Here is a 12,388-nt window from a genome sequence, read left to right on the forward strand (position 1 = left end):
TCTGCTCGAAAACAAGCACTCCGCAAAGCAACTCAAGATGCTCAAGCGCAAGCGGATGCAGTCTTTAGCGCCCTCAATCTCAAGCGGGGAGAGATTCTGGGCATTCAAGTCAACGGTGCGATCGCCCTAATTCCCGATCGCAATCCCCACAAGTCGATCGCCATTACCGCTGACAAACACGAAATTCGCACCCTAGAGAATCTAGCACTCATGCAAGCTCTACTCGATAACCACTCTGAGTGCTTCCTATCTTTGACACAGTAGACTTTTTGCCGGAATCAAGTTAACAGACGTTTGTGCTGCTGACGACACTCACCAGCTTGATTTGCCACCACCGCTTGCCTTCACCTCAAGCTGACAAGAAGCCCATTATTCTCAAACGCAACATTTGTTCTTGAACACCTGGGTTTTAGCACCTGCTTGTACGTCCGGTGAGGCTGGTCACCACCGCCACTAACTCCGCAGCATCTACGGGTTTGGTCAAATGCATCTGAAAACCTGCTAATAGTGCCTGCTGACGATCGTCATTCCGGGCATAAGCCGTCAGCGCGATCGCGGGTAGCCTACCGCCCCGCTGCGCTTCAAGTTGACGTAACTTGCGGATCAGGGAGTAGCCATCCTCATCCGGCATCCCAATATCGCTCACTAAAACATCGAGCTGGCGATCGGTTGCGGTTTCGATAATGGTCCAGGCCTCCTTGGCCGAAGCCACAGCCATGACATCAGCACCATACTTTTCGAGAATCGTGCTCAGCAACTCTAGCGCGTCAGCCTCGTCCTCTACCACTAAGATTTGTAAGCCTTCAAGGGTCGGCGAGGCCTCAACCCTCCCATTCGCCTCGACCAGAGAGTTTAATGGCTCTCGATCGCTGGGTGGTAGATGGATAATCATCACGGGCAGTTTGACTGTAAAGGTCGTCCCCTGTCCTACCCCTGGACTAACTACCGTTACAGTCCCGCCATGTAATTCAACTAATTGACGCACAATGGCTAACCCTAAACCCAACCCCCCATAACTGCGAGTAGTCGTGCTGTCGTGCTGGCTGAAGCGATCGAAGACCAACGGTAGAAAGTCGGAGCTGATGCCTGCTCCAGTGTCGCTGACAGTAATTTCAACATGGGAATTAACTCGCTGCAAAAAAATCTGGACTCGCCCGTCTTTAGGAGTAAATTTGACGGCGTTAGAAAGTAGATTCCACACAACTTGCTGCAACCTATCGGCATCACCCAAGAGCGGACCAGCTTCAGAATCGAGTACGCTTTGCAGGCGAATTGACTTTGCCTCAGCCGCCAATTGTACAGACTCAATCGCCGATTCAATCACCGACACGAGGTTGACAGGACGGACTCGGAGGCGCAGTTTACCTGTGATGATGCGAGAAACATCGAGGATGTCTTCGATGAGCTGGGCTTGAGACTTTGCGTTTCGCTCGATCGTCTCCAAAGCGCGCGCCACCTTATCCTCACTCAGGTTTTTTTGCCGTAACATAGTTGACCACCCTAAGATCGCGTTGAGAGGAGTTCTGAGTTCATGAGAAAGAATCGAGAGAAACTCATCCTTGGCACGGTTAGCTGCCTCTGCCTCTGCCCGAATTATTTGTTCACGCCTCAATAATTCGTCTTTGGTGCGATTAGACGCTTCGAGTTGGGAAGTGCGTTCCTGCACCCGTTGCTCTAGCTCCACATTAATCGCCTGGATACGGCGGCGACTCTCTTCTAGTTCCTGGTTTGTAAGGGCAAGTTGAGCTGGACTCGGCGTATCGAGTGCCACTGGAATTAAGGGAATCAGTAAAAAGGTGAAGGTATACAAAGACCAAGCACCAGTGACAGCTTTGATCAGTCCTGAAACCCAATAAATGGGGTGCCAAAGTGTCACTATTTCCATCAGGTGCGTCGTGCCACATAAGGCAAAGATAAAAAAGAAACCCACCAGCAGTATCACCGTGTGGGCAGGCAGATCCTTACGCTCATTCGTAAAATAAACAATGGCAACCGCCACCGAGAAATAAGCGAGGGTAGTCAAGGCATCTGACATTAAGTGCAGCCAGACTAACCCCGGTTTCCAGAGGTAACAATGCCCGTGAGGAATGAAATTATTAGAAAAGAAGGTGCTCAAGAGGTCAGGCATATTAGTTTACGGCACTGTCAAGTTAATTTAAGGGGTGTCATCAATTCAACCAGATGACCGCAGCAGCCAGAAGAATCGCACGCCGGAAAGTTCACCGCCCTAGGGTGACAGCGCGTTGCGATTGCCTGATACTGCTTGAGCTTGGGGAAAAAATTCTCAATCAAATGACGGGCTTTGTACAATTGAGCATCGTAAGTTTCCAGGGTCTTGCAATTGTGACGAGGTGAAATCACGGTGGTCTTCCCCTCGGCCTTGAGGCGGTCAATCACACGCTGATCAGGATCATAGCCCTTGTTAGGCAGCAGTGTATCTGCCACCAGTAACGGCGGCAGTTGGTCGCCTCCTGCTCGCGTCACCAGCTTGTCCGTGGGTGAGGTGAAACCCCAACGGATTGCCCAACGTATCCACGCCCTCCCATGAATCTTGTTACTCAATCCCCCTTTGCTGCGTCCAATTGCTTCATTCCTAGGCTCCTCAAAAAGCTCAGCAGGAAGATGTTGCTTTCAAGTGGGAAAATGCCTGAATTAAAACTAAGTGTACCGCCGGGGAAATAGAGAGTAAATCTGCTTTAATATATGTCAAAATTCGCTCCTAAAATCGAAAATCAAAAATGTTAGAATTTGATCGCCTTTTCCAAACAATTGAAGAATTAGTAATGCTGCACTCACCCAGCGGTGCGGAGTCGGAAATTAACCAGCAGTTGATGGAAAAATTCGCCGCCCTGGGAGTGAATGCTTGGGTCGATCGCGCGGACAATGCGATCGCCCTAATTAAGGGCCGCAATCCCGAAAAGTCGATCGCCATTACCGCCCACAAAGACGAAATTGGCGCCCTAGTTAAAACAATAGGCGAGAGTGGCCGCGTGGAAGTCCGCAGATTGGGGGGCGCATTTCCTTGGGTTTACGGCGAAGGCGTGGTGGATTTGCTCGGAGACAAGCAAACAATTAGCGGCATTCTCAGCTTCGGTTCCCGCCATGTTTCTCACGAATCTCCTCAGAAAGCTCAGCAGGAAGATGTTTCTTTAAAGTGGGAAAATGCCTGGATCGAAACTAAGTGTACCGCCGAGGAATTAGCCGAGGCCGGAATTCGACCGGGCACGCGGATGGTGGTGGGAAAGCACCGCAAGCGCCCGCTGCGGTTGAAGGATTGGATCGCGAGCTACACTCTGGACAACAAGGCTTCAGTGGCGATTTTGCTGGCTCTGGCGGAATGTTTGAAAGAGCCTGCGGTGAATGTTTATTTGGTAGCGTCGGCGAAGGAGGAGGTTGGGGCGATCGGAGCTTTGTATTTCACGCAGCGCCAGCCGTTGGACGCGCTGATCGCTTTGGAAATTTGCCCTCTGGCGCCGGAATACCCGATTCTTGACGGCGAAAACCCGGTTTTGCTGGTTCAGGACGGCTACGGAGTTTACGATGAAGGATTGAACGCCCAATTGCGCGCAGCAGCCGCAGCAGCCGATGTAGAGGTGCAGTTGGCGGTAATTAGCGGTTTTGGGAGCGATGCTTCGATCGCCATGAAGTTCGGCCACGTAGCCCGCGCCGCTTGTTTGGCTTTCCCCACCCAGAACACCCACGGCTTTGAAATTGCTCATCTCGGGGCGATCGGCAATTGCGCCGCCATCCTCAAAGCCTACTGTGACGAGCTTTGGGACGAGTAGAAAAAAAAGTTTCGCAAAGTAGTTGACAGATTGGGAAAGATTAGTTAAGGTAATAAAGGTGCGGAACACAAGCAAACGCAACGACGCGCCCCCATCGTCTAGAGGCCTAGGACACATCCCTTTCACGGATGCGACGGGGATTCGAATTCCCCTGGGGGTATTGAAAATTTAAGTCTGATATCAAACTGATATCTAGTATGTGGGGTGGGAATTTTGCCCGCCCTTATTGCTATTGGGTTTAAAATTAAGCTGATGCGTGCGATCGCACTTTCGTTAGTTTGCACCATTGCCATTGATATCGAAGTTTTCTATAATGGGAATTTCTGAAGTTGAGGAAGCGACTATTCGCAGGTTGATATCAACTATGATTTGATTTTTCTCAAGAACTACATTTGCTTTTTTTATTATAATTTTTGCCGATAAACAATCGCCTGATTCAGGTTCGGGAGACGGCTGAGTTTTATATCCTGCCTCCTCCAGCCATTCACAAATCTTCCTCCAGTTTTCTACCTTTTCATCAGCTTTACCTACAAGATTTTTTACATATTGGTATAAAGTATTACAGAAATCAACGGCAATTCCCTTGGGGTTTTTACTGAGTCTTTCGGCAATTTCGGCGGGACTGTAGCCGCAGAGTAGACCCCGTAGATGTTGTTTCTCTGTAGGCGTGAGCCGCTTTCCCTTGGCGGATGCTAGGTCTGTGTAAAGAGTTTCTAAGTCCCAGTTGCGGGCAGCTTCGAGGAAGCGATCGTTAGAGGATGCCATTGCAGGGGATAGGTTGCGGGATTTTTTATAATCAAAGTCTAACACGATTCCTAATGCTTATTAGTTTCTTTGTTAAGGGTAGTTAGATTAGTATCAGGGAAAGCAGGATCGTGATTAATTTTACACCTCGAATCCGGGGAAGGCTCGCTTCTTGCGAGGTACCGTTTTCTGCTCGACAGAGTTATCAACACAAACTCCTCATAATTAGGTATTTACCCGTAAATGTTTAACAACGGATACAGGGAAGAGGCACAAGAAAAACTGCGCCTTGCAGTAGAAAAGTACGAAAGATCGTGTCACTATTTACAAAATTCCGCTGAAAGTCTTTATCAAACGCGAGTAAAGCGTGCGGTCGAGATTATCCAACTATGCGAGAATTACATTAATACGCTGGCTAACTCGCCAAAAGAATTTAGCAAAGTTGTTACAAAACTGAAGTTTCAGCTTAAAGCAATGACTGGGAAAGATTGGGATCTAGTTTATGCAGAACCCAATACCAATGTAGCAGGATCTACTGCTGGTGCAGGAGTCATGGCTGGAGCTGGAGTTGCCCTCTTTGGACCCACAGCAGCGATGGCAATTGCCACAACTTTTGGAACAGCCTCAACGGGTACTGCGATTGCTTCCCTTTCCGGTGCTGCTGCTACTAATGCAGCTTTAGCTTGGTTGGGAGGCGGTGCACTTACAACAGTCGGAGGTGGAGGCATGGCGGCGGGGAACGCATTGCTGGCACTAGCAGGGCCGGTGGGCTGGGCGATCGGTGGTGTAGCTTTGGCAGGTGGTGGAATGATGCTAGCTGAGCAGAATAAGAAAATTGGCACAGAAGCTACTAACCGTGCGATTGAAATTCAACGCGAAACAGCTAAAGTCAACGCAACTATGACAGAAGTAAACTTGCTGGAACAGGAAACTGTCAAACTAGCTAACCTTATTCAAAGTGAACTGCAATACTTCAAGCAGAATGCACCTTTGAATTACCTGAATTTTAGCCAAGATCTCAAACAAAGGCTGGGGACTTTAATCAATTCCATTACTTCCCTGAGCGAGTCTATTAAAAAGACCGTAAACCTGACAATGTAATTATAATTTGCAGTGCAGCATTAGGCTCTAGCAATTAGGGAGTAATGCTGCATTTTTTAACATGGAAAAAAGAGAAGATAGACATCTAACAACTCAATTCGTTGCTGCAATAGTAGCAGAGGAAAATCTGCGCCATGCAGAACAGCTTGCAAGGGAACTCAGTAAACAAGACCGAGCTTTTTTTGCATCGGTCGGGGAGATTGATAAAGTTCGTGATTTTGTGGGTACTCCCGAAAAAATTCTGGGAAACACAAGCACAAAACACGGTGAAATAGCTGAGCAAGTGGAAGTTGGTATTCGCAATGCAAAATCTATTTTGAACTCCTCTGAAACTCGCGCTACTTTTGAGGGAGTGGGTAGAACAGCACCGGAAGATTATTTAATTGATGGTATTAAAGTACAGTCTAAATTTGTGAATGGGATTGGCAATAATTTAGACCACGTTCTCGACCACATGAAGAAATACGAAGACTTTGGCAGAGATGGGTCATATTACCATATCCCTAAAAACCAATATGAAATTATTGATAAAATATTGAAAGGGCAACAAGTCGAGGGAATAACAAGTCGTACTGCTCAAAAAATACAAGAAAAAGCTCAAGAAATAGAGCAGATGTCGGATCGTCCTTTCAGTCAGACTGTTCAAGCTGGTTCGTCTAACTATGAAGATGTGCAAATAGGCAAAGTTGAGGAGACGCTAGATCGCAGAGAGCATGAATTAAAGCAAGAAAACAAACAAATTAAGGATGGGATACGCGACGACGCTCGACCTACTCTGGCTGATTTTGGTAACGTTGCTGTTAAAGGCGCGGTTATTGGTGGTAGTATTCGATTTGCTACTAAGCTTTACGCTAAGTATAAGCAAGGTAAAAACGTTTTTAAGGGTGAGTTAACCCCCGAAGACTGGCAAGAAATTGGAATTGATACCGCAAAAGGAGCTGCACTTAGTGGTATATCGGCAACAGCTATTTATGGGTTAACCAATTTTACCCAAATGTCTGCACCTTTAGCTGGTGCTTTTGTTAGTGCAGGTATGGAAATTGCTAGTTTAGTCGGTAGTTTGAATCGAGGGGAAATTACTGCCGAGCAATTCGTTGAATTAAGTTTATTTGCTTGTGCTGATTCAGCCATTGTTGCTGCTGGAGCTACTATCGGACAAGCTGTGATTCCGATTCCTGTTGTTGGCGCTGTCATTGGTGCGATCGCAGGTCGAATGGTGACTGGTTTCTGCAAGCAGTTATTGGGGGAAGACACTCATCTTGCCCGACAAGTAGAACAATATTATCAGCAGTCCCTCGCTCAAATTGACCGAGCTTACAAGGCAGTTGTTGCTAATCTTGTTTCTACCTACGAACGACTGGGCAATTTAGCAGAAGCAGCTTTCGATCGTAACTTAAACCTTGACTTGAGATTGCAAGCTAGTATCGAATTAGCTGAAGCCTATGGCGTTCCTGATTCCAAGATTATTCACAATGTAGATGAGCTTGACTCTTTTATGCTGGGTTGAGCGAAGACAAAGGAAATCAAATTTAGCATGGTTAACGCAGATTTAGTATAAGGTGCGCCGCAGCGCACCCTACAGAATTAGATCGCAGCTATCTATTCTGCAACTTCAGCAACGGTTCAATTTGCTCCCTTTGAAACTGCAATTCATCCGCCAAAGGCTGGTAAATTTCCCGATCGCCCGATTCATTGCAATAATCCCACAAACCATTGTAACAGTGCCTGTCGTCGTCCCAACCCGGATGGTTAACAATCGGATACAAGCAGATTCCCTCTATCGGAACTCCTGCTTTCATCGCCGCCACTACCTCAGTACACACATAATTAAACCAGACAGGTCTAAAATCGTCTTCAGTACCCGTTTCGGCTATGAATAAGGGGCGACGGTAACGCTCAAACACTTCTTGCAGCAGTTCGCGAAACGGCCGATACAGCGGATCGGTGTATTTCATTGGGTCTTCATTATGAATCCACTGATTGCGATCGTAATAATTCACCCCAATAATATCGAGATATTTTTCCTTACCGCCGAGTTCGGGGCGAAAACGTCCAGCCAACATATCCCAAGCTTGATATTGAGATAGGCGATAACCTTCCGCCGCGTCCCGATCCTCCGGTTTGTCAGGGTCAGCAATAATGTTAATTGTGGGATCGATTTGAACGATGCGGGTGCGGGGATTGACTTCCCAAACTGATTCTATTGCTGCGATCGCAGCTTTGACTAACTGGATTTTGAGCTCGTCTCCCCGCCCTTTTGCAAACGGATTGATGTACGCGACATCGCCGCCGGCCCAAGCAATAAATGAAATTTCATTAACAGGTGTCACGAAAGGTGTTTGGTCTGTTTCCTCAGTTAGCACTTCCATAAAAGCGCGCACCATGCTTGCAAACCTGGACACAAATTCGGGACTGAAAATATCAATATCGTCTGGCCAGCCGTAGTGAAACAAATCCCAAATTACCTGCATTTTCATGTCGCGGGCGGCGCGGATGATTGGCAGGGAACTGGAAAAATCGTATTTTCCGGGTGTCTGTTCGATTAAGTGCCAGCGGAGGCCTTCGCGGACTGTGTAAATGCCTTGCTCCTGCAAGCGTTGGTAGTCGGCTGCTGCAAATTTATCGTGACCGGTGGCGGCTGTGACATCGAGGCGTTTTCCAGATTGCACTCTGTGGGTGGAACATTCAAATCCGCCCATGAAAAAACTTTGAAACATCAATCGAATGGGTAATGGGTCATTAAGGTTTGTAGTCAGGACTTGAGTCCTTAAATCTCAATCAGAAAGGATTAAAGCCCTTACTACAAAGGGTGTTTTTGTAAGAACTATATCGATCGGCAAAAAGCCAAAATGAAATAAGAAAAAAATCTCAGATTTTTACTTTTTCCTTGACTAATCACCAATTAGCATTGAGTAATAGCTTGCGGTTGTGAACTTTCTTCGGGAATATCCCAGCCGAGAGTTGCCGCCGCGATCACCTCTAGGGGAAACTTGGGAGTGCGATCGGCATACAGCAAACCGTTAGCTTCTTGGAAAGTATCGGTTAACTGCGTGTAACAAAATCCGCTGAACATTTCCACTCGGTTTACCACCTTCAACAGCGCGGTGTAGCGCCTTTGCAGTTCCTGCGTGTCGGATGCGCGCACGTAGCCCCAAACTCTGAAAAAATCGGGGTTTTCGCGACCGGCGCAGGCAATGCCGCCGAATTCTGTCAGCATCATCGGCTGTCCTTGGTGCGGGTGGCCGTCGAGGGTGAGGACTCGCCCGCCGGGACGCCCGCGATCGAACAAATCGGCTAGCTGGACTTCGGGCCCGTAGCGCTTGGCTAGGGTTTGCGGGTTGTTGTCGTAGTCGTGAATCGCCAGGATGTCGGTATCGATGCTTTCCCAGCCGTCGTTACCGATGACGGGGCGAGTCGGATCGAGGGTTTTTGTCAAGAAATACAGCGCTTGCACGTAGTTGCGGTGGGCTGCCGCTTCGACTAAATTCGGAACTCCCCAAGATTCGTTGAACGGCACCCAGACTACAATACAGGGGTGGCTGCCGTCGCGCTCGATGACTTCCGTCCACTCCCGCGTCAGCCGTTGTACGGCTTTGGGAGTGAAGCGGTAGGCGCTGGGCATTTCTTCCCAAACTAAGAGTCCCAGCACGTCAGCCCAGTACAAAAATCGCGGGTCTTCGATTTTTTGGTGCTTGCGGACGCCGTTGAAACCCATTGCTTTGACTAATTCGACATCGTGTCGCAAAGCTTCGTCGGAAGGGGCAGTCATCATGGTGTCTGGCCAGTAACCTTGGTCGAGCACCAGTCGCAAATAGTAGGGGCGGCCGTTTAGCATGAAGCGATCGCGCTGGATGCTGACCGTCCGCATCGCGGTATAAGATTTAACCTCGTCGAGTAGTTTGCCGTCGGCCCACAACTGCACTTGAGCGTTGATTAAGGTCGGCTTTTCGGGACTCCACAGCAGTTCGTTGCGGTAGTCGTCGATACCAGGGTCGGAGAGGGCGATGCGGCGGTGGATTTCGCCGTTGATAACTTCGTAGGTGTCGTTGACTAACAGCAAACAGCCGATCGACAGTTTAACTTTAATTTGGATTCCCGACTGGCGATCGCCCGCGACAAACGCTTCAAAACCAATTTCCCAGCGTTCAAACTGCGGAGTCCAGCGGATGCGCTCGATATAAGTGTGAGGCACCAATTCTACCCATACCGTCTGCCAAATACCGGTCGTGCGCGGATACCAAATACTGTGCGGCTCTATTTGCCAGTCTTGCTTGCCGCGCGGTTGTTCCAAATCTTGCGGGTCGTCGTGGGCCCAGACTGTAACCCGCTGCATCCCGTTGAGATTCACAACTGCTGTAATGTCTGCGGTGAAAGGAGTGTGTCCGCCTTCGTGTTCGATGACAAACTGACCGTTCACCCAGACGCGGGCGCGGTAGTCTACGGCCCCAAAGTGCAGAAGAACTCTGCCTTCTGTGTGGGGTATGTCAAATTCGCGTTCATACCAGCAGTTGGCGTGAAAATTCGTGTCGCCGATCCCGCTTTTTGCCGATTCTGGAGCAAACGGCACTTCTATAGTGTGAGTCCACTCAGAAATATCGATCGGCTGCACGCAGTGGCCCGCGTCATCATAAGCAAATCTCCACTGACCATTGAGACAAATCCAGTTGCTCCGGCGCAGTTGGGGGCGCGGATAACCTGTTTTCCGTCCTTGAACTGTCACCTTACTATCAAGAGTTGCAGACTCTTCTATCTCGCAATTTTCTAGCTCTCTACCTAACCAACTCATCGGCACATCTACCCAAAGTTATATTTATAGGTTAGCGACAATTACCCTCACTTTGACAAGTTTTTTGCTAATTAATTTGCAAAAGTTCTGCCCATTAAAACAGCCTCATCTGAAGGCTCTCTTGTGCTGAAGTCATTAGTCAGGAGAAGGAACAATAAACCAGGAAGAAAAAACCAGGAAGATTTTTCCTATCCCCCCTCTCCTCCTCTCCCTCTAGCTAGCAACACTTTGCAAACCTCCTAACGGTTCAGTTTGCTCACTTGTGAGATAAAATTCTTCCGCAAACGGCAAACAATGAAATATTTGCTGTAGTCCCGTGAGTTCAAATAGAATTCTAACTTGTTCGCTCATGGCAGAGATCAAAAGTATACATTCGCTGTCTCTAACTAATTTCACGATCGCCACTACAGCCATTAACTCGGAATTTTTCAGAAAATTTATTTTTGAGAAATCGAGCATAATAATTTTGCCACCGCTGGCCATTAGGCGCTGTATTTCTTTCTGAAACTGAGCAAATTGAGAAATTTCCAAAACCTCATGAGACAAAACAATTTTCACTAGAACGTTCATTTTTACCTCAATGGTTGTTTGAATTATTAAATAACTTTTGATGAAAACCGAGTAAGGTGCTCTCTCGGCACCTTACCTTTTTACCCGTACGTAACTCGCAGCTTCCAGCTACTTGGTAGTAGATTTGCCGTTGCCGTTGCCGTTGCCGTGGTTGACAGCAGCGACTTCTAGAGAAGCTGCGCTTGGGTGATGGGCGACTCCATTGGATGAGCTGACATTAGAGGCAGAACCGTTAACATTTTCTACCAATTCAATCACCGGCTTGGTAGTAATTTGTGTGTAAGTTGTCAGAGCTTGAGCGACCACTTGATCCATGTTGTAATACCTGTAAGTCGCCAGCCTTCCCACGAAAGAAACTCCCGGAGTTGCATCAGCCAAAGCCTTATATTTCTTGTAAATTTCGGCATTTTCCGGGCGTGGAACCGGGTAGTAAGGGTCTCCCTCAGCTTGGGGATATTCGTAGACAATGCTAGTTTTTAGATGCTCTTGTCCCGTGAGGTATTTAAACTCCGTGCAGCGAGTATATAAATGCTCGTTCGGGTAATTTACCACCGGTGCTTCTTGGTGTACAGGTACGTTCAGCGTTTCGTGCTTAAATTCCAAGGAACGGTAAGGCAGTTTGCCGTAGCAATAATTGAAATAGGAATCGACTGGCCCGGTGTAAATCATTTCCCCGTAAGGGATAAAGCCCTCAATCTCCCGGTAGTCGGTATTCAGCATCACCTTGATGTTTGGGTGAGAAAGCATTTTTTCAAACATCCGAGTGTAGCCGTGCAGAGGCATTGCTTGATAGGTATCGGTAAAATAGCGATCGTCCCGGTTAATGCGAGTAGGAACGCGGGCAATCACTGATTTGTCGAGTTCCGACGGGTCCATTCCCCACTGTTTGCGGGTGTAGTTGCGGAAGAATTTCTCGTAAAGTTCGCGACCGACTTTGCTAACAACGACATCTTCGGAAGTGCGAATGTAATCTTTTGGTTCTGCCACTTTCGCGAAGAAATCTTCTACTTCAAATGACGTGAGATTCAGTCCGTAAAGTTTGTTTACGGTGTTGAGATTGATTGGAATTGGCAACAGTTGACCGTCAACGCTGGCGAGAACCCGGTGTTCGTAAGGCCGCCACTCGGTGAACCGCGAAAGATACTCGAAAACTTGGCGCGAATTGGTGTGAAAAATGTGGGGGCCGTATTTGTGTACCAGGATGCCGTGGTTGTCGTAGTGATCGTATGCGTTGCCGCCGATGTGGTTGCGGGTATCAATTATCAGGACTGTTTTTCCCGCCTCATTTGCTAGTCTTTCGGCAATGACGCTACCTGCAAATCCGGCTCCGACGATTAAATAGTCAAACATTGAAACACCTCTGAGTGTGGGTATGGGTAAGGAATAATTGGTAATTGGACAT

11 protein-coding genes and 1 tRNA gene are annotated in these 12,388 nt (G+C 48.0%); 5 read left to right on the top strand and 7 right to left on the bottom strand.

The window, feature by feature from the left end; all coding sequences use genetic code 11:
- On the top strand, positions 1-264 hold a 264-nt coding region (locus tag QUB25_RS24140), incomplete at its 5' end, for an SIMPL domain-containing protein (RefSeq protein ID WP_333186943.1).
- A 145-nt stretch (positions 265-409) separates the two neighbouring features.
- Here the strand turns inward: QUB25_RS24140 and QUB25_RS24145 are convergent.
- Both QUB25_RS24145 and QUB25_RS24150 read right to left on the bottom strand, forming a co-directional pair.
- Positions 410-2,128, bottom strand: a complete 1,719-nt coding sequence (locus QUB25_RS24145; RefSeq protein ID WP_333186946.1) for an ATP-binding protein — start codon at positions 2,126-2,128, stop codon at positions 410-412.
- A gap of 17 nt (positions 2,129-2,145) precedes the next feature.
- Entirely contained in the window at positions 2,146-2,562 is a 417-nt protein-coding gene (locus QUB25_RS24150; protein ID WP_333186949.1) for a hypothetical protein, read from the bottom strand.
- 176 nt (positions 2,563-2,738) lie between these two features.
- On the opposite strand from QUB25_RS24150, the gene QUB25_RS24155 reads away from it, so the two are divergent.
- Positions 2,739-3,785, top strand: coding sequence for a M42 family peptidase (locus tag QUB25_RS24155; RefSeq protein WP_333186953.1), 1,047 nt, complete (start codon positions 2,739-2,741; stop codon positions 3,783-3,785).
- 87 nt (positions 3,786-3,872) lie between these two features.
- Positions 3,873-3,945, top strand: a tRNA-Glu gene (locus QUB25_RS24160).
- A gap of 113 nt (positions 3,946-4,058) precedes the next feature.
- Here QUB25_RS24160 and QUB25_RS24165 read toward each other — a convergent pair.
- A complete protein-coding gene (locus QUB25_RS24165; protein ID WP_445251982.1) occupies positions 4,059-4,550 on the bottom strand; it encodes a helix-turn-helix transcriptional regulator in 492 nt (163 codons plus the stop codon).
- 222 nt (positions 4,551-4,772) lie between these two features.
- On the opposite strand from QUB25_RS24165, the gene QUB25_RS24170 reads away from it, so the two are divergent.
- Positions 4,773-5,630, top strand: coding sequence for a hypothetical protein (locus QUB25_RS24170; protein WP_333186960.1), 858 nt, complete (start codon positions 4,773-4,775; stop codon positions 5,628-5,630).
- 61 nt (positions 5,631-5,691) lie between these two features.
- Positions 5,692-7,137: a hypothetical protein gene (locus QUB25_RS24175; protein ID WP_333186963.1), complete on the top strand. Its 1,446-nt coding sequence runs from the start codon at positions 5,692-5,694 to the stop codon at positions 7,135-7,137.
- Between the two features lie 88 nt (positions 7,138-7,225).
- Here the strand turns inward: QUB25_RS24175 and QUB25_RS24180 are convergent, their stop codons facing one another.
- The 4 genes from QUB25_RS24180 to glf form a co-directional block, all read right to left on the bottom strand.
- On the bottom strand, positions 7,226-8,329 hold the full coding sequence (locus QUB25_RS24180) for a beta-glucosidase (protein ID WP_333186966.1): 1,104 nt from the start codon (positions 8,327-8,329) through the stop codon (positions 7,226-7,228).
- Positions 8,330-8,532: 203 nt separating this feature from the next.
- Positions 8,533-10,416: a glycoside hydrolase family 2 TIM barrel-domain containing protein gene (locus QUB25_RS24185; RefSeq protein WP_333064901.1), complete on the bottom strand. Its 1,884-nt coding sequence runs from the start codon at positions 10,414-10,416 to the stop codon at positions 8,533-8,535.
- Positions 10,417-10,629: 213 nt separating this feature from the next.
- Positions 10,630-10,986 carry an STAS domain-containing protein gene (locus tag QUB25_RS24190; RefSeq protein WP_333035411.1) on the bottom strand — a complete coding sequence of 119 codons (357 nt, stop codon included), beginning with the start codon at positions 10,984-10,986 and terminating at the stop codon, positions 10,630-10,632.
- 108 nt (positions 10,987-11,094) lie between these two features.
- Positions 11,095-12,336, bottom strand: coding sequence for a UDP-galactopyranose mutase (gene glf, locus QUB25_RS24195; RefSeq protein ID WP_333186969.1), 1,242 nt, complete (start codon positions 12,334-12,336; stop codon positions 11,095-11,097).
- Between the last annotated feature and the right edge of the window lie 52 nt (positions 12,337-12,388).

Origin of the sequence: Microcoleus sp. B3-D7 (assembly GCF_036705305.1) — a bacterium.
Taxonomy (GTDB): domain Bacteria; phylum Cyanobacteriota; class Cyanobacteriia; order Cyanobacteriales; family Microcoleaceae; genus Microcoleus.